Here is a 22469-nt window from a genome sequence, read left to right on the forward strand (position 1 = left end):
GATGCAGTCTGCAATTCAAACCGAGGGCGCTACGGGCGCCGGCAAGATCATGCTGGTGGGCATCGGCCCTGGCAGCGTGGAGCATATGACTGGCCGCGCCCGCGCGGCGATTGCCGAGGCCGATACGATCATTGGATACGTCACCTACATCAAGCTGGTGGCCGATCTGATCGAAGGCAAGGAAGTCATCCGCAAGAGCATGACCGAAGAGCTCGATCGTGCCATCGAGGCACTGGAGCGTGCGCGCGCTGGTAAGAAAGTGGCGCTGGTGTCCTCGGGAGACGCCGGCGTCTACGGCATGGCCGGGCCCACCTACGAGGTGTTATTCCAGGCCGGATGGACGCCGGACTCGGGTATCGAGGTCGAGATCGTGCCGGGAGCCTCGGCGATCAACAGCTGCGCCGCCCGGGTGGGGGCGCCGCTGACCCATGATTTCTGCGCCATCTCCCTGTCGGACCTGCTCACCCCCTGGCCGGTCATCGCGCGACGCCTAGATGCCGCTGCCGCGGCTGATTTCGTGGTGGCTTTGTACAACCCCCGCAGCGGCCGACGCACACGTCAGATCATCGAGGCGCAGCGCCTGTTCCTGCGTCATCGCCGCCCCGATACGCCGGTGGCCATCGTCAAGAGTGCCTATCGGCGTCGCGAAAACATCGTGTTCACGACCCTGGCGCAGATGGTCGAGGCTGACATCGGCATGCTCAGCACGGTGCTGATCGGCAACAGCAGTACCTTCGTGCGGCATGGCTGCATGGTCACCCCGCGCGGCTATGCCAACAAATACGATCTTGCAGAAGGCAGCACGCACGAAGGAGAGAAGGCCGGGCGTTCGTTGTCGAGCGGGCTACTCGGCTGGCTGCAGAACCTGCAGGCGGATGTGGCAGACGGAATCGCCCTGGAGGAGCTGGCCAGGCGCCATCGCCTGCCACTCGAATACCTGCGCGACACGCTCGCCGAGCCGCTACCGGAGACGCTTGAAGCCGTGTCAGAGGAGGGCGGCGAATGAGTAGCCAGGAGAAGGATATGGCCGTGGTGAAACCGCGCATTGCTGACTATGGACGCCACCTGCTGGTGTGCACCGGCCCGCGCTGTGCGCAGGATGGCGCAGCACAAGCCTTGTTCGACAGCCTGGGCGAGAAACTCAAGGCTGCCGGGCTCGATACCGGGCCGCTGCGCGTCAAGCGCAGCCGGGTCAGCTGCTTTGCGGCCTGCAAAGGCGGGCCGATCATGTGTGTGCAGCCAGATGGCACCTGGTATTACCAGGTCACGCCGGAAAACATGGATCGCATCATCGCCGAGCATCTCGCGGGTGGCCGCTCCGTCAGCGAACTGGTGTTCCACCAAGGCCCTTGCTCCTCGCCTGCCGGTGGTGGTGAGGGCATGGAGTAATCGGCTGTTTGGCTTCAGTCTGGAACCATGGACGTATCTTGTGGCTGCGTATTGCGGTGAGCGTCGAGCTCAGTCGGCATGCCGAAGACTCGCCAGACCAGCGGGGCCAGTCTGGCTGACGGGCTGTTCGCCTCTTGCGCGTCCTTGAGCAGTTGCAGCACCGGTGTGCCGAGTTCCGCCTTCGTGCTGGTGCCACCATGCATCTGTGCTGTTGCCGGCGTGGATATCCAGCCGCTCGCCGAATCGTGGCGTGCTCAGGGCAATGCCGCCTTGTTCGGCCAGCGCAGTGATGCGCTCCAGTGGTTCGGTCCAGGCGTGCAGGGCGAGATCAAATGTCCCGTTGTGAATCGGCACCAGTCGCTGGCCCTTCAAGTCAATGTGTGCCTGAATGCTCTGCTCGGGCTGCATGTGCACATCGGCCCAGGCTTCGTTGTAGGCTCCGTTTTCAATCAGCGTGAGATCGAAAGGGCCAAACCTGTCGCCGATCTCCCGGAAGCCGGCGAAGTAGCCGCTGTCGCCACTGAAAAACACGCGGCTTTGCGGCGTGATCAGCACCCAGGAGGCCCACAGGGTGCGGTTGCGGTCACTCAGGCTACGCCCTGAGAAATGCTGTGCGGGGGTGGCGATCAGGCGTAAGGCGCCGACCTGTGTTTCTTCCCACCAGTCGAGCTGCTGGATCTTTGTGGCCGCAATCCCCCAGCCGATCAGCCGTTCGCCAACGCCCAAGGGCGTGACAAACATGCCTACCTTGTCTGCGATGGCGAGAATACTTTCCCGGTCAAGATGGTCGTAGTGGTCGTGCGAAAGGATGACGGCTTCGATGGGAGGCAGATCTTCGCGGGCTATCGGAGCCGCGTGAAAGCGCTTCGGCCCGGCAAAGGAAAAAGGCGAGGCACGCTCGGCGAAAACCGGGTCCGTCAGCCAGAACTTGCCTTCTAGTTTGAGCAGGACGGTGGAATGCCCCAGGCGCCACAGGCTTTGGTCCGGGGCCTGCTGCAGATCAGCGGGAGTCAGGGGCGCGACTTCAAGTGCAGCGCCGGGGCTCGCATCGGGTGATTTTCCCGTCAGGTAGCGCCAGACTCCATTCAGGCTGTCGGCGAAATTAAGCCCCCGCTCCTGTGCGAGATTGTGGAACTGGCCATTGGCATAGTGGCTGGCGCTTGGCCGCTCGCGTTGGATGTCCGGTGCGGCTTCAAAGATCGATGAGTAGGCCATGATGCTTGTTCCAAGTAATAAAGGCAGGAGTAGCCAACGAGGCTTGAGGCGGAAGTGCGGCATCTCAGGCACCCGTCTGGATCTGCGCGGAGCTCAGTACGGATCTGCCCCGCGCGGAGGGCAGGCTTGAAGTCAGCGCCTGGGCAACGCGCTGCGCCGTAACAGGACGCAGGCCGAGCGGGATTGCGCGTCCGAGCAGCCTGAATGCGGCTGCAGTCACTTTCTCGGCCAGGCGAGGCTTCTGCCCTATGACCGCCCGATCACCCAGCAGCAGCGAAGGGCGGGCGATGAGCAGCGCATCGGTATCGAGTTCAGCCAGCACGTGTTCGAGCTCGCCTTTCACGCGGTTGTAGAACATGCGGGAGCCGGCATTTGCACCTGCAGCACTGACTAGAGCAATGCGCCTTGCGCCTGCCGCAAGGGCGGCGTGCGCGACGGCCAGGTTGGCCTCGAAATCCACCGCGCGGAAGGCGGCCTGACTGCCTGCGTCCCCGATTGTGGTGCCGAGCGCCAGATAGACCTCGTCCACTGGCGGAAGAGGGGGCAGGGCTTTGAAATCGACCCGATGCACAATCAGCTTCGGGTGTTTGATGGCCAGGCCCCGCCGGCCCAGCGCATGTACTTCGCTCACCGTTTCATCTGCCAGCAGCGTTTGCAGGATGTGTTGCCCGACCAGCCCGGAGGTGCCTGCGATGGCTACGCGCCGTGCTCTGATGTGGCTTGAATCTGTCATTTCCAGCTCCTGAATGAATTTGTTACTTGGTATGAACTTGCGGCGCGCGCGCAAAGAGAAAACGGGCCGAGATCAGCAGGCTCAGGAAGACCAGTAGCGCGCTCACTTCCAGCGTGCGGCCAGTGCGTTGGGCCAGATCGGCCGCGTCGTGACTGATCTGGCCGCCACTGGCGAAGACCACCACCAGCACCGCCAGCCCCAATGAACCGCCAAACTGGTGGGCCACGTTCACGAGGCCGGAAGCTGCGCCGGCATCACGCGCTTCCACCCCGGCCACGCCGGCCATGGTGAGCGGTGCCAGCACCCAGCCCTGGCCCAGGCCGATCAGGATCATCGGCAGAAGCAGGCCGGCAAGGTAGGAAAGCTGTGGCGCGGCAAGCCCCTGCCAGATCAGTCCCAGCACACACAAGGCCAGGCCGGTGAACAACACGCTGCGTGGCCCGAAGCGACGCATCAGACGCGGTACGGAAAACGAGGAGAACAGCTGCGGAATCGTCACCGGCACGAAGGCCAGGCCGGCCAGCATCGGACTGAAACCCAGCACGCGCTGCAGGTATTGCGCGGTGAAAAACCAGAAACCTACCATGCCGGCCAGGAACAGCAGGCGCGCCGCGTAGGCCGCGTTGCGGCTGCGGTCGGCAAACAGGCGCAGCGGCAGCACCGGCTGGCTGGCTCCGCTTTGTTCCCAGAGGAAAAACGTCAGTAGCAGCACACCGACAGCCATCGCAGAGTGAGACCAGGGAGAATGCCAGCCGACTTCGGCGGCTTCGACGATGCCGAAGACCAGCGCGCTCATGCCCAGCGTGGAGCTGATCGCGCCCGCCAGATCGAACTGGCCGGCATGGCGTGGTGTTTCCTCGATGTAGCGCAGGCTCCCCAGAATCAGCAGCAGGCCGATCGGCAGGTTGATGAAGAAGCCGGCACGCCAGGAGATCAGGTCGGCCAGCAAACCGCCCAGCACCAGTCCCACCGTGGCGCCCATGCCCGCAGCGGCGGCATACCAGGAGAGTGCCCGGGTGCGCTCATGACCTTCGGGGAAATAGACTGAAATCAGCGCCAGCGTGGAAGGTGCCAGCACGGCCGCCCCGAAGCCTTGCACCGCGCGGAATGTCAGCATCCAGGCCGGCGAAGTCGCGGCGCCGATGGCCAGCGAGGCCAGCGTGAAAATCGCCAGACCGGTAATGAACATGCGCCGGCGGCCGAGGATGTCGCCCGCCCGCGCCCCCAGCAGCAGGAAGCCGCCGAAGGCCAGGGTGTAGGCGTTCTGCACCCAGGAGAGGCTGGCCGGCGTGAAGCCCAGCGAGCTCTGGATGCGCGGCAGGCCGGTGAGCACGATCGAGATGTCGATCACGATCATCAGGTAGCTGGCCATGATGATGGCGAGCACCATGCCCGGGTGAGTGACGCGCTTCATTCTTTGGCTCGCCCGGCCAGATACTGCGCATCGCTGACCTGCTCCTGCCAGTCCGCCGCGCTGCCGTCGAGCTGTTCCTGAATCGCGATATGTGTCATCGCGGTAGTGGTGCTCGCGCCATGCCAATGCTTTTCGCCCGCAGCGATCGACACGACGTCTCCAGGGTGGATTTCCTGGACCGGTCCGCCCCAAAGCTGAACCTGGCCGCAGCCTGCGGTCACGATCAGGGTCTGGCCGAGCGGATGGCTGTGCCATGCCGTGCGCGCGCCCGGCTCGAAAGTCACCGCGGCGCCGGAGGTGCGCGCCGGCGCTTCGGGCAGGAAGAGGTAGTCGACGCGCACTGCGCCGGTGAAATAGTCGGCAGGGCCCTGCGTGGAGGGCTGCGATCCGCTGCGCGTGATATGCATGAGGGTTTCCTTTCGATCCGGCTCATGGTCGAGTAAATCAGACGGTCGCTTGAGCTGACCGTCTGATGCCGGGGGGCTTACAGGGCGCTCTTGAGAATGCGGCTCACCACATCGCGGGTGTAGATCTCGGCGATGCCGAACCATTTGGCATTACCGAGCACGTTGTCGATGGTCGCCGGCAGGTCGGCCTCGGTGATGCCCAGTTGCGACAGGCGGGTCGGCGTGCCGATCTTGTCGAACCATTTCTCCAGCGCGGCGATGCCTTGCTCGGCGGTTTCCAGTCCGAAGATTTCCTTGGCGAAACGCTGGAACTGCTCCGGATTGCGGCTGTGATACCACTTCATCCAGGCCGGCATGATCACCGACAGGCCCGCGCCGTGCGGCACGTTGAAGAGCGCCGAGAGCGAGTGCTCGATCATGTGGTTCGGGTAGCTGAAGCCGGCCGTGCCGGCATAGGTCAGGCCGTTGAGCGCCTGCGTGGAGGCCCAGGCGAACTGGGCGCGGGCATCGTAATCGGCTGGATCAACCAGCAGGGTCTCGGTGGTCTCGATCACCGTGTTGATGACGGCTTCGACCAGGCGCGACTGGAAGCGCGGCTGCACCTTGGCGGTGAAGTAGCCCTCAATGGAGTGGGCGATGATGTCGGCCGCCGAATACACGAGGTAATCGCGCGACACGGTCTGCATCAGCGCCGGATTGACGATCGACACCTTGGGGAAGGTGTGCGGCGAGCCGATGGCGAACTTCTCCTTGGTGTCCTCGTTGGTGACGACCGCACCGTTGTTCATCTCGCTGCCGGTGGCGGCCAGGGTCAGCACACTGAAGATTGGCAGTGCAGCCTGGATGGAAGCTTCGCGGGAGAAGAGTTCCCACACATCGCCCTCATGCAGCACGCCGGCGGCAATCGCCTTGGAGCTGTCCAGCACCGAACCGCCGCCCACGGCGAGCAGGGCCTCGACCTGATGGGTGCGGGCCAGCGCAATCGCCTCGCGCACCGTGGAAATCACCGGATTGCTGACGATGCCACCGAATTCGACGAAGGCGATGCCCTGTGCCGCGAGGCCCTTGGTGACGGTGGCAAAGAGGCCATCGCGCTTGATGCGCTCGCTGCCATAAGTCAGCAGCACTTTCTTGATGCCGTGCGCCGCCAGATGCTGGCCGATCTGCTGTTCCTTGTCGGTGCCGAAATCGATGGTGGTCGGGTTGAAGAAGGTGAAGTTGTCCATGTGTCGCTCCTGAGGGATGGAAGGATTGGTTTGATGGACTGCACTTTAGGCCCTGCACAAACATCAAACTAGACAGATATGGATTGAATGATTTACAACCAAAAGATGTAAATAACGCTTCTGGCTGCCATGTCGATCAATGAGCTGCGCTCCATCACCACCTTCATCCGCACCGCCGAACTGGGCAGTCTGAGCAAAGCTGCAGAGGCGCAGCAGATCACGCCACAGGCCGCCAGCAAGGCGCTGGGGCAATTAGAGCAGTACCTCGGAGTACGCCTGTTTCACCGCACGACACGCAGCATGTCGCTGACAGAGGAGGGCCAGCGCTTTCTTGAAGCAGCACAGCCCTCCTTGCTTGGCTTGCAGCAGGCGCTGTTGTCGGTGCGCCAGACGCGCGAAGACTTTGCCGGGCCATTGCGCATCGTTGGCCCGCGCTCGGTGCTGCAGCCCGTCATCAGCCCGGTACTGGACGAATATCTTCGCCTCTATCCCGAAGTTCAGCCGGACGTGCAACTCGACGACCGCATTGGAAACTGGGTGGAAAATCGCGTCGACGTGGGTTTCCGCATCGGCGCCTCGCCGCAGGAAGGGCTGATCGCCCGTCGTCTGTTTCCGATGCAACTGGTCATCTGCGCCGCCCCCAGCTATTTGCGCAAGTACGGCGTACCGGAAAACCGTCATGCCCTCAACCAGCATCGCTGCAGCGTATTCCGTCATCCCGGTAACGGTTGTCTTGTGCCCTGGCATCTCAAGATCGGAGATAGCCTGGAGGAGTGGCCGGTGGCCCCGGTCTTCTGTACCAATGACGAGATGCTGGAGTTGCAGACCGTGCTCGCCGGCGAGGTGATTGGCCAGCTTGCTGCGCCGACTGCAGCCCCCTACATCCGCGCTGGCAGGCTGGTGCCCGTGCTGGTCGAGCATGTGGCGGACAACTACAGCCTCTATGTTTACTACGGCAGCCGTACTGCCATCCCATCACGGGTGAGGCGCTTCATCGATCTGGCCGTTGACCGGCTTAGCGACAGCAAGGACTTTGTTCTAAGCGCCGAGGAGCTCGCGAGTAGCCGCGCAAGGCCTGCCGAAGCATGACTTGTCCGGTCTTGGCCACAGCGTTCGCTTTCCTGACTTAGCGACCCGCACTCAGGCCTTCTGCACGCTATGAGCGAGAGCCAGCAGGGCCTAAGAAATGCATGGTGTCGAGGTCTGTTTCTTGTCCTGTTGAATAGACCTGTATGTGCGATAGCGAACGCATTGCGGGCTGCTTTGCGATCGGTAGGCGCCGGATAGTTTTCGCGCCTCGGCGCAGGACAAACCACCGCACTGGGATGAACATATGGAGCCATGACTGGGCCTGTCAGCACAGCGGGTGAGATCGCTGGAAACACAACCCGACTCTGCACCGGCCCGCAGTACCGAGCTATGCACGCAAGCGCTCGGTGACTGCGCTTGAACGCTTGCGAAGCGCGGTATTTCTTCAGTGAAACCCCGATAATGGCGGCCAATTCGTTTTGAACGCTACGTCAGGATTCCCACATGGAAATCAAGGTCAATTTTCTCGACAAGCTTCGCCTTGAGGCCAAGTTTGATGACTTCACCGTTATCGCCGATCAGCCTATCCGCTATAAGGGCGATGGCTCCGCGCCGGGGCCCTTCGACTATTTTCTGGCCTCATCGGCCCTTTGTGCGGCCTACTTTGTGAAGCTGTATTGCGACACGCGCGATATCCCGACCGAAAACATCCGCCTCTCGCATAACAACATTGTTGATCCGGACGACCGCTACAAACAGATTTTCAAGATCCAGATCGAGCTGCCGACGGACATCTCCGCCAAGGATCGCCAGGGCATCCTGCGCTCGATCGAGCGCTGCACCGTGAAACGGGTAGTGCAGACTGGCCCCGACTTCGTGATTGAAGAGGTGGAAAATCTGGATGCCGATGCGCAGGCGCTGCTTACGCTGAAGCCGGACTCCGAAGCACGTACTTTTATTCCGGGCAAGGATCTGCCACTCGAAGAAACCATCTCCAACATGTCGGCCTTCCTTGCTGGCCTGGGCATCAAAATCGAGATCGCCTCCTGGCGAAATCTGGTGCCGAACGTTTGGTCACTGCATATCCGCGATGCGCACTCTCCGATGTGCTTCACCAATGGCAAGGGCGCGACCAAGGAGAGTGCCCTGGCCTCGGCGCTGGGTGAATACATCGAGCGCGCGAGCTGCAATCACTTCTACAACGACCAGTTCTGGGGCGAAGACATCGCCAATGCAGCCTTTGTGCATTACCCGGAAGAGCGCTGGTTCAAGCCGGGGCGCCGCGATGCGCTGCCAAAAGGCATGCTCGATGACTACAGCCTCGCAATTTACAACGCCGATGGCGAGCTACGTGCATCGCATCTCTTCGACACCAACTCCGGCAATACCGAACGTGGCATCTGCTGTCTTCCCTATGTGAGGCAAAGCGATGGTGAGGTGGTGTATTTTCCCACCAACCTGATCGACAACCTCTTCCTCAGCAATGGCATGAGTGCTGGCAATACGCTGGTCGAGGCGCAGGTGCAATGCCTATCGGAAATCTTCGAGCGGGCGGTGAAGCGCGAAATTCTCGAAGGCGAAATCGCGCTGCCGGATGTCCCCCAAGAGGTACTGGCGAAGTACCCCGGCATCGTCGCCGGCATCGAAGCACTGGAGAAGCAGGGTTTCCCGGTGTTAGTGAAGGATGCCTCGCTGGGCGGAGAGTTTCCGGTGATGTGCGTCACCCTGATGAACCCACGCACGGGGGGAGTCTTCGCGTCTTTTGGCGCCCACCCGAGTTTCGAAGTGGCGCTGGAACGCAGCCTCACTGAGCTGCTACAGGGCCGCAGCTTTGAGGGCCTGAACGATCTGCCCAAACCCACTTTCGAGAGCAATGCGGTGACCGAGCCTAACAACTTCGTCGAACACTTCATCGATTCCAGCGGCGTGGTCTCTTGGCGCTTCTTCAGCGCCAAGGCCGATCATGAATTCGTCGAGTGGGATTTCTCCGGCCACGGTGAAAGTTCCAACGCCGATGAAGCCACGACCCTTTTTGGGATTCTCGAGAACATGGGCAAGGAGGTGTATGTCGCGGTGTACGACCAGCTCGGCGCCAAGGCCTGCCGTATCCTGGTGCCGGGCTATTCCGAGATTTACCCGGTCGAGGACCTGATCTGGGACAACACCAACAAAGCGCTGGCGTTCCGCGCCGACATCCTGAACCTGCATCGCCTGGACGACGCCAGCCTGGAAGCGCTGCTGGAACGGCTGGAAGACAGCGAACTGGATGATTACACCGACATCATCACCCTGATCGGCGTCGAGTTCGACGAGAACACGGACTGGGGGCAGCTCACGATTCTGGAGCTGAAGCTGCTGATTCGTCTCGCCTTGCAGCAGTTCGACGAAGCGAAAGAGCTGGTGGAAGCCTGGCTGCAGTACAACGAAAACACGGTCGAGCGCGGCTTGTTTTATCAGGCTCTGAACGTGGTGCTGGAGGTCGTTCTGGACGACGAGCTGGAACTTGCCGACTACGAGCAGAATTTCCGGCGCATGTTTGGCGATGCGCGTATGAATGCAGCTTTGGGCTCGGTGGACGGCAGCGTGCGCTTCTTCGGTTTGACGCCCACGAGCATGAAGCTGGAAGGCCTTGATCGACACCAGCGCCTGATCGACAGCTACAAGAAGCTGCACTCGGCGCGAGCTCGTAGCGCGGCTTTACCCGGTTAGGATCGAGAGACCATAGCCTTCCGCCTGGCATAAGTCCGTTTGGGACTAGGGGGCGACCTTGCTTCGCGCTCTGACAGGGCAGGGCAGTTGTAGCAAAAAGCAGGTTCATCACCTGCTTTCCGACGAAATGCGCCGTACGGATTCGTAGAAAGTGATGTGCTCCGGCTTTAGAGGGGGCACGATCTACGCAGTAAGACCATGAATAGCCTCTAGGTTCATGGTCTTACTGTAAAACCGCATGGCCCGATCGCTGGCACTGCCTTTGAAGCCACAGCGCGGCTGAACTATTAATTCTGGCGTTTGCCCTGGTGCGTATCTGACTTGCTCAAAACGCCCGCAGCGGGCGATCAGACCCGCCTGCTGCGTACCCCGAGCAGCGCGGCCCGCGTCAGTGGCGCCTGGAGTTGTTCGAGCCACCATTGCAAGGCGCGCCCTTGTTCTGCCTGGCCAGCCTTGCGCCAGGCGTAGCTGGACTGGATCTGCTGCTCCGCCCGCTCCACGCGCTTGACGACCAGCCGGCCGGTGTCGATGTAGTTCTGCGCTAGGCAGGTCGGCAGGAACCCTACGCCCAGGCCACGGATCTGCGCGTCCACCTTGGCAGGCAAGTCGGCTACCGTGAAGACATCCTGACCGGTGAGCAGGCCGATGCTCAGGCTGTCTCCGTGCTGGATGGAGTCCGCGATCGCGACGGCCCGGTGCTGGCGGATGATGTCGTCGGAAAGAGGTTCTGGAACCTGTGCCAGAGGGTGGTGCGGGGCGACCGCAAACACGAAGCGCACGACGCCCAGTGACTCGCGTAACAGGCCGGGGCGTGGTTGCTGATCCATTACCACGCCGAGGGCCAGGTCAGCTTGCCCGGAACTCAGTGCGGCCAGCGTGCCGGACAGGGTTTCAGCGCGCAGCTTGAGCCGGGTAGGAGGATTCAGGCTCAGGAAGCCTGAACACAATTCCATCACCGTGCTCCGATCAATGATGCTGTCCACCGCGATGGTCAGCTGGGGCTCCCAGCCGGTGGCGACGCGTTTGACGCGATTGGCCACTGCGTCGATGCCGGCCAGGAGGCTTGCGCCTTCACGCAGCAGTTCGGCGCCTGCCGGGGTGAGCCGGGCCTGGCGGGAGCTGCGATCAAACAGCAGCACATCCAGCGCGTCCTCGATCTGGCGGACCCGATAGGTGAGGGCGCTGGGCACCATGTCGCTGGCACGGGCGGCAGCGGCGAAACTCCCGGTGTCGGCAATCAACTGCAGCAGGTGGAGCGATGCGGGTGTCAGCACATCACGAGGAGTTGGCATAAGGTTTTCAAACGCTCAATTTTTTTGAATGCTGCCATTACGGGGTGCGCTGCTGCAAGCGATGAAGCCCTCCGGCAAGCCGGAGGGCTGGTTGTTGCACCGATCAGGCTTCGCGGCGTGCGTCCAGGCTCCAGCCACCAGCGCCCCAGGCCGCTACGCTCAGCAGACCACCGACCACGGCGATGTTCTTGAAGAACAACAATTGCACTACGAGTTGCTGGTCTGCCGGAACTGCCCAGTAAGCGTGAAAGAAGAACGAGGCCACCAGGGTAAAAGCCGCCAGCACCAGTGCTGCGATGCGGGTGCCGAAGCCGGCGATCAGGGCCAGGCTGCCGACGATTTCGACGACCAGGGCGAGCGCTGCGCCCACGGCTGGCAGCGGCAGACCGACGGAGGCGATATAGCCGACGGTGCCGGCAAAGCCGGTGAGCTTGCCGATGCCTGCGGGCAGGAAAAGCGCTGCCAGCAGAAGACGGGAGGCGAAGGAGAGCGGGTTTTGCAGAGTCTTGAACATGATGGTTTCCTTTTTGAGTGAAGACGAGAGCGGCACGCCTTCAGGCGGCCAGATCAAACACGAGTACTTCGGCATCCTGGCCTGCGGACAGGACGATCAGACTTTCAGCTTCGAGGCGGGCCGCATCACCGGCGTTCAGGCGTACGCCGTTGACCGTGAGGCTACCGCGGACCAGATGAACATAAGCCTTGCGAGCGGGGTCGAGTGCCAGCTCCGCCCGTTCCTCTGCGTCGAAAAAGCCTGCCCTTAGCGTGGCATCGGCATGAATCGTGACCGAGCCTTCAGCACCATCCGATGAGGCGATCAGGCGCAGGCGGCCGCGCTTTTCGTCGGAGGCGAAATGCTTCTGTTCATAGCCGGGGGTAATGCCTTTCTCGTTGGGCTGGATCCAGATCTGCAGGAAGTGCGTGGTGGCATCGGCGGCATGGTTGAACTCGCTGTGGCGCACGCCGCTGCCGGCGCTCATGCGCTGGACTTCGTCGGGCAGGATGGCCGTGCCGTTGCCCATGCTGTCCTTGTGCGCCAGGGCTCCGGAGATCACATAGCTGATGATTTCCATGTCGCGGTGGCCGTGGGTGCCGAAACCAGTGCCGGGGGCGATGCGGTCTTCATTGATGACCAGCAGATTGCCCCAGCCCATGTGGGCCGGATCGTAGTAGTCGGCAAAAGAGAAGGAGTGTTGGCTTTTGAGCCAGCCGTGATCGGCGTGGCCGCGGTCCTGGGATTTGCGAAGGGTCAGCATGTCTGTCTCCTGAGTGATGCAGTGGCGATGGAGTGACTTTAATCCTCAATTACTCTGACTGGATGCAATGATTTTGTTGCCATCATTCAGAATAATTGAATGATTGATTTTCCGGCGCGCAGCTCGCCAGCGTCTTGCGCTAGGCTTCGTGAAAGCTTGCCAAGGAGCGTCGTATGTCTGAATCGCACGCAAATCAGGATTCGCCTTCACCGATCACCCGTATCGCCCTGCGCAGTGCCGAACTGGGCGCGGGTTTGAGCATCCGGCGTGCACTGCCGACACGCGAGCAGCGCATGGTGGGAGCCTGGTGTTTCCTCGATCACATCGGCCCGGTGCACTTTGGCAAGGAGGAGGGGCTGCACGTTGGCGCTCACCCGCATACGGCCCTGCAAACCTTTACCTGGATGATGGAGGGCGAAATCCTGCACCGCGATAGCCTGGGCTCGGAGCAGATCATCCGCCCGGGGCAGGTGAATCTGATGACTGCTGGGCGTGGCATTTCCCACACCGAAGACTCTGTGCTGGGTGCCAGCACGCTGCATGCGGCGCAACTGTGGATTGCCTTGCCGCCAGAGCAGATCGATATCGTGCCGGCCTTCGAGCATTACCCCGATCTGCCCGGCTGGCTGGAGCAGGGCCTGGGCCTGACCCTGCTGGTGGGCGATTTTGGCGGCCGCTCGGCACCGGTCAGGGTGCATTCGCCCTTGCTCGGAGTGGACATCCGGAGCGAAGGGCATGCCCACGCTGTGCTGCCCCTGCGCAGTGATTTCGAGTACGCCTTGCTGCCCCTTGAAGGTGAGCTGAGGCTGGCCGGGCAAAGCTTCAGCGCTGGCGAATTTGCGTATATGGGGAAAGGTCTGAATCAGCTCGAGCTGGAGATGGCCGCGGGATCACGAGCGTTGCTGCTGGGAGGGGAACCGCTCGAAACACCGATCACCATGTGGTGGAATTTCGTTGGCTACTCCAAGCCTTATGTTGCCCAGGCCCAGGCCGATTGGGAGGCGGGAGCTGCACGTTTTGGCGAGGTCGAAGGAGGGGAGGGGCGGCGCATCGCACCACCGAAAATTCCTTGGGCGCAATGAGGCAAGCCATGCCGTAGCAGGATGGGTGCGGAAGGCATTGACTTAGAAGCTGTTCACGATCTTTTCAGCAGCAAGGTTTGGAATGATATTTGCATTATCTGGAGACCGGTATTGAGCTGACGCTCCGTGTTTTTCGAGAATCGGCTGTATCTGCTCAAACGCCTCTTTGCTGATGCCGCTCGGGTATCTTTTCCTCATCCAGCCAGTCTAGGATTTCCAAAAGATCGTGAGCAGCGCTGTTAGCGCGTTTGGCTTCTTTGCTTGGATACTTGCCGTTCTGGGCACAACACTTGGTAGATGAACAGGCCGCTACGATTGCATACCGGCTCTCAGCGATCGCCAGTCAGGCCGCTAGAGCGGCCCGACTTTAAATAATCGCCTTTGATGAGCGAGAGGCCGATTCATCAACCATTCATTTCAGTCGCACCACGATCTTGCCCTTGGCGCGACCTTGGGCCAGGTATTCGAGCGCCTCTTTGGCCTCGGCAAACGGAAACACCTTGTCGATCACCGGCCGAATGCGTTCCGCGCCGAGCAAGGCGCCGATTTCGGACAACTGCCCGCCATCGGGGCGCACGAACAGGAAGGAATAGGAAGCCTCCCGCTTGGCCGCAAGCCGCATGATCTTGCGGCTCATCAGGCCGAAGACGAACTTCAGCACGAAGTTCAGGCCGCGGGCGCGGGCGAAGGCCGCATCGAGCGGCCCAACAAGCGAAACGATCTTGCCGCCGGGCTTGAGCGTGTCGATGGCTTTTTCGAGTTCTTCATCCCGGAGCGTACCCAGCACCATGTCGTAGCCGCGCAGCACTTTCTCGAACTGCTGCTTCTTGTAATCAATCACCTCGTCTGCGCCGAGACTGTTGACCAGCTGCACATTGCCAGTGCTGGTCGTGCTGCCGACCTTGGCGCCGAAGTGCTTGGCCAACTGGATCGCGAAGCTGCCGATCCCGCCGGCGCCGGCCGGGATGAACACTTTCTGCCCTTTCTGAACGCGCGCGCGCTCTTTCAAGGCTTGCCAAGAGGTCAGCCCGACCATCGGAATCGAGGCCGCCTGCACGAAGTCCAGATTCTCCGGCTTCAGTGCCGCCACGCGCTCCGGCACCACGGCGAATTCTGCGAGCGAGCCGAGCCCCAGATCGAAGAGGCTGGCAAAAACGGCGTCGCCTTTCTTGAAGCGCGTCACCCGGCTGCCGACTTCGACCACCACGCCGGCGAGATCGCTGCCGACGGTGGCTGGCAACTGGAACTTCAGCACCGGCTTGAACATGCCGGTGGGGATCATGTTGTCGATCGGGTTCAGGCCGGCAGCATGCACCTCGACCAGCATTTCGTCGGGCTTGAGCGTGGGGCGGGGAAGTTCGATGAAGCCGATTTCGGGAGACTTGCCGTAGCGTTTGAAGGTGAGTGCTTTCATGTTGTGCTCTTTTCGATGTGGATTGGGTCGCTCGCGCGGCAGGGCTGAAAACAGCCCGGCGCAAGGCGTGGGTGATCGGTTGATTCAGGATAGTTGCGTGCCGCGAATCCGCTTGCTCATCCTGCCCCAGGCAGGCGTTTTCGCCTCCTTGGGCAGGTCGGTCATGCGTTGACGTCCACGACCGTGCGGCCGCGCACCTGGCCGAGCAGCACGGGGGTTACAAGCTTAGGCACTTCAGCCAGGCCAACGATCTGCGTCGCGCGGGCGAGCTTGCCCGGCTCCAGATCTTGGGCCAGACGCGCCCAGGCCTGCACGCGCACGTCTTGCGGCGCATTGACCGAATCGATGCCGGCCAGGGTTACGTTGCGCAGGATGAAGGGCAGCACCGAACCGGGCAGATCCGCGCCCTGGGCGAGCCCGAAAGCCGCCACGGCGCCGCGATAACGGGTCTGCGCGAGCACGTTGGCCAGGGTGTGGCTACCCACCGAATCGATCGCGCCGGCCCAGCGCTCCTTGCCGATCGGTGCATTCGGTTCGGACAGGCTGCGGCGGTCGATGACCTCGGCCGCGCCCAGTTCGCGCAGGTAGTCCGCTTCGTCCAGGCGCCCGGTCGACGCGACCACCCGATAACCCAGTCTGGACAACAAGGCGATGGCAATGGAACCGGCGCCGCCGCTGGCACCCGTGACAAGCACATCGCCTTGCTCCGGCGTGACGCCTGCATGCTCCAGCGCGAGTACTGACAGCATCGCGGTGTAGCCCGCCGTGCCGATGGCCATGGCGTCGCGGGTTGAAAAAACCTCGGGCACTTTGACCAGCCAGTCGCCGCTGACGCGCGCCTTCTGGGCAAAGCCGCCGTGATGCGTCTGGCTCAGGCCCCAGCCATTGGCCAGCACGCGGTCGCCCACTGCAAAGCCCGGATGCGCGGAGCTTTCCACGACACCGGCAAAGTCGATGCCGGGGATCAGCGGAAACTGGCGGATCACCGGCGCGCGGCCACTCAGCGCCATCGCATCCTTGTAGTTCACCGTCGAATAGTCGACCGCGACGGTGACGTCGCCGGGCATCAGCTCGGCCTCGTCGAAGTCGACCAGGGCGGTGGAAATCGTGTCGCCGACCTTGCTGGCCAGTAGCGCTTTGAAACTCATGATCGTTTTTCCTGTGTGCGTGGAACCATGCGGGTCAGGCGAATGCCGGTGTTCAGTGAAGCCCGGGGTGGCTTAGCCCAAACCAAATTGCTTGTGCAGCACCTTGTCGAAGAAACCGCGCGGCAGGAAGCGGCGAGCGAACGCGCCCTGGCGTGCGACCTTGCCGGAGGGGTAGCGCAGCAGCGGCGTCTGGCGATTGGCGGCCAGCACGATGGTGTCGGCTACGCTCTCGGCGCTGTCCGCAGCGCGCATTGCGCTCTCAAAGGCGACGAGATACTTCTCACGGCTGGCTTCGTAGGCGGCCAGCGGTCGATCGGAAGGGGTCACGCTGGCATCGAATGCGGTGCGGGTCACGCCCGGTTGAATGACCGCGACGCGCACGCCGAAGCCGCGCACTTCGTGATCGAGCGATTCGGAATAGCCTTCGAGGGCATGCTTGGTGGCTGCGTAATGGGCGTTGAAGGGGGCCGGGATGATCCCCAGCCCGGAGCCTACGTTTAGGATGCGGCCGCTGCCCTGCTTGCGCATGGTGGGCAAGACCGCATTACTGACCCGCACCACACCAAACACATTCGTTTCGAACAGCGCCCGCACCTGATCAATCGAGCTTTCCTCCGCTGCCGCCGGCCCAAGACCGAAGCCGGCATTGTTGACCAGCAGATCGATGCGCCCCTCCAGCCGCAGCAGTTCGTCGATGGCGGCCTTGACCGAAGCGTCGTCGGTCACATCCAGCGCCAGCATCGGAAAGGCGCGCTGGCCCGCCTGGGCACCGCGCCGGCTGGTGCCGTACACCTTGTAGCCGGCAGCAATGAGCTTGAGGGCGGCGGCTTCGCCGATGCCCGAGGAAGCGCCCGTGACGAGGGCGACGCGTTTGTTTGTCTGCATGGAAAAGCTCCTGAGTGTTTTCTGCCAGTAATCTTTGAGGTTCAAGCCGCCAGCGTCGGATAGTCCGTATAGCCCTTGGCGCCGGGCGTGTAGAACGTGTCCGGCATCGGCGCATTCAAGGCTGCGTCCTGGCGCATGCGCTCGACCAGATCGGGGTTGGCGATGAAGGGCCTGCCCATGGCTGTCAGATCGGCGAGGCCGTCGCTCAAGGCCTGTTCGGCACTGGCTTTGTCGAGCCCACCGGCGAGGATGAAGGGGCCGTCGAACGCAGCCCGCAGATCGGCCTTCAGCTTCGCCGGAACCGGCGGGGTACCCATCGCGGAATGGTCCAGAACGTGGACATACATGAGGCCCAGTGCCGAGAGCTGCTTCACCAGCGCCAGGTACTGTTCATCCACGCCGTCGAATGCGCCGGCGCTGTTGACCACGCCGTGGGGCGACAGGCGGATGCCGACGCGCTCGGCACCGATCTCTTTCACTGCAGCGCGGGCGACTTCGAGCACCAGGCGGTTGCGCCCTTCAGCCGTGCCGCCATAACCATCGGTGCGGCGGTTGATGTTGGCGTTGAGGAACTGTTCGAGAAAGTAACCGTTGGCGGCATGCAACTCGATGCCGTCAAAACCCGCCTGGATGGCAAGGCGCGCGGCGGTGGCGTATTCGCCAATGACGGCTTGGATGTCGGACTCGGTCATGGGGCGCGGCGGCGTATGCGGCTGGCTGCCTTGCGTATCGGTCCACATCTCGCCAGGGCAGGTTTCGGGCGAAGGCCCCAGCACCTCGGCACCGGCAGGCAGGTTGGCCTGGTGAGACACCCGGCCGGTATGCATCAGTTGTACGACGATCTTGCCGCCCTTGGCATGTACCGCGTCGGTCACCAACTTCCAACCTTGTACCTGAGCGTCATTGAACAGACCCGGTATCCGGGCATAGCCCAAGCCATTGGGTGACGGCGAGGTGCCTTCCGTGATGATGAGACCGGCGCTCGCGCGTTGGGCGTAGTAGGCGGCCATCAGGCTGGTCGGGATGTTGTCTTCACTCGCGCGGCTGCGCGTGAGTGGCGCCATCACGATGCGATTGCTGAGCGGCGTGGAACGAAGTTGGAAGGCATCGAAAAGCATGGTGTGTCCTTGGAAAAATGGAATAGGAGAAGAAGCTAAGCGCAGCAACAGTCAGTTCGCTGGAATCAAGCAATGTTGTAACGAGGGGCCGGCTTGCCCGCTTGGGTGCTTGCGAACAGTGCGGCGCGCGCGGCGTCGTACTTGTCCCACAGGCTGGCATCGGCCACCGATGGCCAGGTGATGGTTTCGCCTTGATCCAGACCCGCGAGTGCCGCGTCGACCATGTCTTCGGTCGTCATCAGGGTGTCTTTGTTGAGGGCTGCCAACGGAACGCCCGACAAGTCCCAGAGTTCGGTGGCGGTGGACGCGGGCAAAACCAGTTGAACCTTTACCCCGGTTTCGGCCAATTCCTGCTGCAGGCCTCGGCTGTATTGCAGGACATAGGCCTTGGTGCCGCTGTAGATGGCGCTGATGGGCAGCGAGTGGACCGCCAGGACGGACGCGATGTTGATGATCAGCCCCTGCTTCCTTGCGACGAAGGCCGGCACGGCTGCTTGCGTCAGGCGTGTCAGGGCGGTGATGTTGAGGGCGATCTGGCTCAGCGCGTCATTCGCAGAGGTCTGGGCCGCAGGCGCCAAGCGCGCAATGCCGGCGTTATTGACCAGCACTTGCACATCCTCACGGCTGGCCAGCAGCGTTTCGATGCGCGCCAGATCCTGATCCTTGGTCAAATCGGCCGCAACGGGCTCGGCTTTGATGCCGTGCGTTTTTGTGAGCTGCGCACAGAGGGCCTCCAGGCGGTCAGCGCGGCGGGCGACAAGAATGAGGTCATATCCACGCGCTGCGAGGCGATCTGCGTAGACGGCGCCGATGCCGGAAGAGGCTCCCGTAATCAGGGCAGTTTTTGAGGTGTTGGGGTTTGTCATGGATGACTTTCTAGTTAAGTGGGCTTGGTGAGTGATCTGCGAAATGTTCGTGTCTGACTTGCTGGGCAGGTAATGCAAGCGTGATTGGCGCGGAGCCGGCATGAAGTTGGGATATCCGCCATGGCACGCATCGAAATAAAGGATGCGGATCGGCTGTCTGCCCAAAGACAGGTCTGTGGGCAGCGCGGCCTCACAGGTGCTCGCGGCTCATGCCCGCAGTTGGTAGCGTTCAGCGGCATGTGCCTGGCGGATATCTCCCAGCAAGCCCTGGCGGGCGCCTTCCAGTGCATCCCAGCGTTCCGCCACATGTAGCGGCGGAATCGTGACCAGCTCGCGACGGTCAAAGCCCACCAGCGCTGCATCGACCAGCTCGCCCACCTCCATCACCTCGGGCAGGGTGTTGACGTCGATGCCGGCGCGCTCCCAGATCTCGGTACGGGTCGCCGCCGGCAGCACCGCTTGCACATAGACGCCCTGGGGCGAGAGCTCCAGATGCAGGCCTTGCGACAGGAACAGCACGAAGGCCTTGGTCGCGCCGTAGATCGACATGCCGAACTCGGGCGCCAAACCCACCACCGAGCCGATATTGACTATTGCGCCACTGCCAGACCGCGCAAAGCGCGCAGCAACCGCAGCGGCGAGCCGCGTCGGCGCCGTGGTGTTGAGTGCGATCAGGTTCTCGATACTCTCTGGGCTCTGTTGCACGAAGCCGCCCGACTGAGCCATGCCTGCGTTGTTGATCAGGATGCCGATGCTTTCGTCATCACGCAGGCGGGTTTCGAGCGTGGCGAGATCAGCGGGCTGGGTCAGATCGGCTTGCAGCACATTGACGGCGACACCGCAGTCCTCATGTAGACGCGCGGCCAGCGCGTTCAGACGCGTTTCGTCGCGAGCGACGAGCACGAGGTCGTGACCACGGCGGGCAAAGCGCTCGGCGTAGGTGGCGCCGATGCCGCTGGAGGCGCCGGTGATGAGGACTGTCGGAAGCTTGTTCATGGGTTCTTTCCTTGGGATGAGTCGTTGGGGGCAGGCCGTTCGCCGGATGCAGGCTTTGGGCATGCATCAATGATGATGATCATAATCTTAAATGTCAATGCTTTGATTACGAACATCATCAATGTATATTGACGTTCATGCAGACAGGCATTCACATGGAACGGACATGAAAGTCACCAAGGCACAGGCGCAAGCCAACCGGGCGCGCGTGGTTGAAACGGCCGCCACCCTGTTTCGGGAGCGCGGTTACGACGGCGTCGGCGTAGCCGATCTGATGGCCGCCGCCGGCCTCACCCACGGCGGCTTCTACAAGAACTTTGGCTCCAAGACCGATCTGATGGCAGAGTCGGCGGCTTGCAGCTTCGCCCAGAGCGCCTTGTCGGTTGGGGCAGACATCGCGGAGTTTGTGCAGACTTATCTCTCACGCGAGCACCGTGATGCCCATGCCACCGGCTGTACGATCGCAGCCTTGAGTGGGGACGCCGCGCGTCAGCCAGAAGCAGTTCGGGCCGCTTTTGTGACCGGCATCGAGCGCCAGCTGGCGGTGCTGAACGCCGGGCCTTCTTTGCCGAATGCGGCAGGCACGAGCGCGGAGCGGGCACGGCATCTAGCTATTCTGGCCCAAGTGGTAGGCGCCGTCGTCATATCGCGTGCCTGCCCGGACGACGCGCCACTGGCCGACGAAATCCTCGCGGTGTGCCGCGACCGGATCCTCGCCTCACTGAATACGCCGAGCGCAGAAAACGCGCCGGGGCACGAGCCTGACGCTTGAAGACTGCGGCAGCCGCCGCAGTCGATCCTGAACACCTCTTTCAGCAAGGAATCAGCACATGAAATACACCGCTTTCGGCAAGACCGGCCTGCGCGTGTCGCAAGTCGCATTGGGCACCGGCAACTTCGGTACCGGCTGGGGCCACGGGGCAGACCCGGATGTCGCGGAGGCCGTCTTCAACGCCTACGTCGAGGCAGGCGGCAACTTCATCGACACGGCGGACGCCTACCAGTTCGGCCAGTCTGAAGAACTGCTCGGCAAGCTCCTGCAAGGGCGACGCGAGGATTTCGTGCTCGCCACCAAATTCACCAATGGCGCCGCGCCCGATGCCAACCGCCTGGTGACCGGCAACAGCCGCAAGGCAATGGTCGCGTCCGTGGAGGCCAGCCTCAAGCGCCTCAAGACCGACCGGATCGACATTTACTGGGCGCATCATCCAGATGGCATCACGCCGATCGAAGAGATCGTCCGCGGTTTCGAGGATCTGGCCCGCGCAGGCAAGATTCTCTATGCGGGTTTGTCGAACTTTCCCGCCTGGCGCCTGGCTCGCGCCGTCACCCTGGCCGAACTGAGCCGCGCAGTGCCCATTGCAGCCGCGCAGTTCGAACACAGCCTGGTCCATCGCGAACCGGAGGCCGATCTGTTCCCGGCTTCGCACGCACTGGATCTGGGCATCGTGACCTGGTCGCCGCTGGGCGGCGGCATGCTGACCGGAAAGTACCGGCAAGGTGAAAAAGGGCGCGCCGAAGGCTTCGGCGGCCGGGTCTTCCAGGCAGAGAACTCCGCGCAACGCACGCAGATTCTCGACACCGTATTGGCCATTGCGGGCGAACTGAACGCCAGCCCCGGCCAGGTCGCCATTGCCTGGGCCGGCACCCACGGCGCGGTGCCGATCCTCGGGCCGCGTTCGCTGGCGCAGCTCAGCGACAACCTCGGCGCGCTGACGCTCAACCTGTCGGCCGAGCAGATTGCTCGCCTCGATGCGGTGAGCAGCCTGCAGTCTTCAGCGCCAGCAAGAAGCCCCATTCCCTGGGCCGAGGCGGCTGCCGAACGCGCTGTGGCCTGAGTTTGCGCGTTCAGGCATGTCCTGAGTGGCCTGGTTTCAATTGGCCCAGGTGGTGTAATTCAGGCTGCAAGCAAGTGCAGCTTGAATTACATCTCGTCCAGCAATTCGAGCACGCGGCTGTGGAGCGTCGCGGCGCTTAGGGGCGCGCCGGAGCCGAGGCAGATTTCGGCTTCACTGAGCTTTTGCAGGGCTGAGGCGACCATCAGCGCGGCGCAGTGCTCGCGCGGATCGCCTGTCCAGCGCAGGCTGAGGCCATCACCTTCCTGGGTCACCGAGAAACCGGCATCTTCACCATCGAGCACGCAGCCCTGGAAGCCGCTGGCACTGGCAAGGTCCAGGCCTTCGAGATTCAGCTTGTAGCCAAGTGCTTTCAGGCCGCTCTGCAGCTCGGCAGGGGTGGGCACGCTAGCGAGACGGATGCGGCAGGTGCGGGACATCGGGAGACTCCGGAA

General features: G+C 62.4%; 22 protein-coding genes. 7 read left to right on the forward strand and 15 right to left on the reverse strand.

Features of this window, described 5'->3' with window-relative positions:
- Position 1 precedes the first annotated feature (1 nt).
- Both cobJ and Q3Y64_RS03230 read left to right on the forward strand, forming a co-directional pair.
- Positions 2 to 1006: a precorrin-3B C(17)-methyltransferase gene (cobJ, locus tag Q3Y64_RS03225; RefSeq protein WP_303560096.1), complete on the forward strand. Its 1005-nt coding sequence runs from the start codon at positions 2 to 4 to the stop codon at positions 1004 to 1006.
- Positions 1003 to 1389 carry a ferredoxin gene (locus tag Q3Y64_RS03230; RefSeq protein ID WP_303560097.1) on the forward strand — a complete coding sequence of 129 codons (387 nt, stop codon included), beginning with the start codon at positions 1003 to 1005 and terminating at the stop codon, positions 1387 to 1389. The genes cobJ and Q3Y64_RS03230 overlap by 4 nt, the downstream gene beginning before the upstream one ends.
- 69 nt (positions 1390 to 1458) lie before the next feature.
- Here the strand turns inward: Q3Y64_RS03230 and Q3Y64_RS03235 are convergent, their stop codons facing one another.
- The 5 genes from Q3Y64_RS03235 to Q3Y64_RS03255 all read right to left on the reverse strand — a co-directional run bounded on the left by Q3Y64_RS03235 (position 1459) and on the right by Q3Y64_RS03255 (position 6384).
- Positions 1459 to 2604, reverse strand: a complete 1146-nt coding sequence (locus tag Q3Y64_RS03235) for an MBL fold metallo-hydrolase (RefSeq protein WP_303560098.1) — start codon at positions 2602 to 2604, stop codon at positions 1459 to 1461.
- A gap of 64 nt (positions 2605 to 2668) precedes the next feature.
- Positions 2669 to 3337, reverse strand: a complete 669-nt coding sequence (locus Q3Y64_RS03240) for an oxidoreductase (protein WP_303560099.1) — start codon at positions 3335 to 3337, stop codon at positions 2669 to 2671.
- A 22-nt stretch (positions 3338 to 3359) separates the two neighbouring features.
- A complete protein-coding gene (locus Q3Y64_RS03245; RefSeq protein ID WP_303560100.1) occupies positions 3360 to 4751 on the reverse strand; it encodes an MFS transporter in 1392 nt (463 codons plus the stop codon).
- On the reverse strand, positions 4748 to 5158 hold the full coding sequence (locus Q3Y64_RS03250) for a cupin domain-containing protein (protein WP_303560101.1): 411 nt from the start codon (positions 5156 to 5158) through the stop codon (positions 4748 to 4750). The genes Q3Y64_RS03245 and Q3Y64_RS03250 overlap by 4 nt, the downstream gene beginning before the upstream one ends.
- A gap of 77 nt (positions 5159 to 5235) precedes the next feature.
- The gene (locus tag Q3Y64_RS03255) at positions 5236 to 6384 is read right to left on the reverse strand and encodes an iron-containing alcohol dehydrogenase (protein ID WP_303560102.1); all 1149 of its coding nucleotides are present in this window, start codon (positions 6382 to 6384) and stop codon (positions 5236 to 5238) included.
- A gap of 129 nt (positions 6385 to 6513) precedes the next feature.
- On the opposite strand from Q3Y64_RS03255, the gene Q3Y64_RS03260 reads away from it, so the two are divergent.
- Positions 6514 to 7473, forward strand: coding sequence for a LysR family transcriptional regulator (locus tag Q3Y64_RS03260; RefSeq protein WP_303560103.1), 960 nt, complete (start codon positions 6514 to 6516; stop codon positions 7471 to 7473).
- Positions 7474 to 7917: 444 nt separating this feature from the next.
- On the forward strand, positions 7918 to 10122 hold the full coding sequence (locus tag Q3Y64_RS03265) for an OsmC domain/YcaO domain-containing protein (RefSeq protein ID WP_303560104.1): 2205 nt from the start codon (positions 7918 to 7920) through the stop codon (positions 10120 to 10122).
- A gap of 347 nt (positions 10123 to 10469) precedes the next feature.
- Here Q3Y64_RS03265 and Q3Y64_RS03270 read toward each other — a convergent pair whose 3' ends face one another.
- The 3 genes from Q3Y64_RS03270 to Q3Y64_RS03280 all read right to left on the reverse strand — a co-directional run bounded on the left by Q3Y64_RS03270 (position 10470) and on the right by Q3Y64_RS03280 (position 12670).
- On the reverse strand, positions 10470 to 11414 hold the full coding sequence (locus Q3Y64_RS03270; RefSeq protein ID WP_303560105.1) for a LysR family transcriptional regulator: 945 nt from the start codon (positions 11412 to 11414) through the stop codon (positions 10470 to 10472).
- Between the two features lie 103 nt (positions 11415 to 11517).
- Entirely contained in the window at positions 11518 to 11928 is a 411-nt protein-coding gene (locus Q3Y64_RS03275; protein WP_101943564.1) for a DoxX family protein, read from the reverse strand.
- A gap of 40 nt (positions 11929 to 11968) precedes the next feature.
- Positions 11969 to 12670 (reverse strand): pirin family protein, encoded by a 702-nt coding sequence (locus Q3Y64_RS03280; protein ID WP_303560106.1) that lies wholly within the window; start codon positions 12668 to 12670, stop codon positions 11969 to 11971.
- Between the two features lie 173 nt (positions 12671 to 12843).
- Between Q3Y64_RS03280 and Q3Y64_RS03285 the strand changes: the two genes are divergently transcribed.
- Complete coding sequence (locus Q3Y64_RS03285; protein WP_303560107.1) at positions 12844 to 13752, forward strand: pirin family protein; 909 nt, start codon at positions 12844 to 12846, stop codon at positions 13750 to 13752.
- A gap of 412 nt (positions 13753 to 14164) precedes the next feature.
- Here the strand turns inward: Q3Y64_RS03285 and Q3Y64_RS03290 are convergent, their stop codons facing one another.
- From Q3Y64_RS03290 to Q3Y64_RS03315, 6 genes are all read right to left on the reverse strand, one after another.
- On the reverse strand, positions 14165 to 15166 hold the full coding sequence (locus Q3Y64_RS03290; protein ID WP_303560108.1) for an NADP-dependent oxidoreductase: 1002 nt from the start codon (positions 15164 to 15166) through the stop codon (positions 14165 to 14167).
- 161 nt (positions 15167 to 15327) lie between these two features.
- Entirely contained in the window at positions 15328 to 16314 is a 987-nt protein-coding gene (locus Q3Y64_RS03295) for an MDR family oxidoreductase (RefSeq protein WP_303560109.1), read from the reverse strand.
- 72 nt (positions 16315 to 16386) lie between these two features.
- Positions 16387 to 17199: an oxidoreductase gene (locus tag Q3Y64_RS03300; protein WP_303560110.1), complete on the reverse strand. Its 813-nt coding sequence runs from the start codon at positions 17197 to 17199 to the stop codon at positions 16387 to 16389.
- 41 nt (positions 17200 to 17240) lie between these two features.
- Positions 17241 to 18317: an alkene reductase gene (locus Q3Y64_RS03305; RefSeq protein WP_303560111.1), complete on the reverse strand. Its 1077-nt coding sequence runs from the start codon at positions 18315 to 18317 to the stop codon at positions 17241 to 17243.
- A 65-nt stretch (positions 18318 to 18382) separates the two neighbouring features.
- Positions 18383 to 19183 carry an SDR family oxidoreductase gene (locus Q3Y64_RS03310; protein ID WP_303560112.1) on the reverse strand — a complete coding sequence of 267 codons (801 nt, stop codon included), beginning with the start codon at positions 19181 to 19183 and terminating at the stop codon, positions 18383 to 18385.
- 207 nt (positions 19184 to 19390) lie between these two features.
- Positions 19391 to 20179, reverse strand: coding sequence for an SDR family oxidoreductase (locus Q3Y64_RS03315; protein WP_303560113.1), 789 nt, complete (start codon positions 20177 to 20179; stop codon positions 19391 to 19393).
- Positions 20180 to 20345: 166 nt separating this feature from the next.
- Between Q3Y64_RS03315 and Q3Y64_RS03320 the strand changes: the two genes are divergently transcribed.
- Complete coding sequence (locus tag Q3Y64_RS03320; protein WP_303560114.1) at positions 20346 to 20951, forward strand: TetR/AcrR family transcriptional regulator; 606 nt, start codon at positions 20346 to 20348, stop codon at positions 20949 to 20951.
- A 58-nt stretch (positions 20952 to 21009) separates the two neighbouring features.
- On the forward strand, positions 21010 to 22017 hold the full coding sequence (locus Q3Y64_RS03325) for an aldo/keto reductase (RefSeq protein ID WP_303560115.1): 1008 nt from the start codon (positions 21010 to 21012) through the stop codon (positions 22015 to 22017).
- Positions 22018 to 22103: 86 nt separating this feature from the next.
- Here Q3Y64_RS03325 and Q3Y64_RS03330 read toward each other — a convergent pair whose 3' ends face one another.
- On the reverse strand, positions 22104 to 22454 hold the full coding sequence (locus Q3Y64_RS03330; RefSeq protein ID WP_303560116.1) for a hypothetical protein: 351 nt from the start codon (positions 22452 to 22454) through the stop codon (positions 22104 to 22106).
- Between the last annotated feature and the right edge of the window lie 15 nt (positions 22455 to 22469).

Origin of the sequence: Uliginosibacterium sp. 31-12, assembly GCF_030548425.1 — a bacterium.
Classification (GTDB): Bacteria; Pseudomonadota; Gammaproteobacteria; order Burkholderiales; family Rhodocyclaceae; genus Uliginosibacterium; species Uliginosibacterium aquaticum.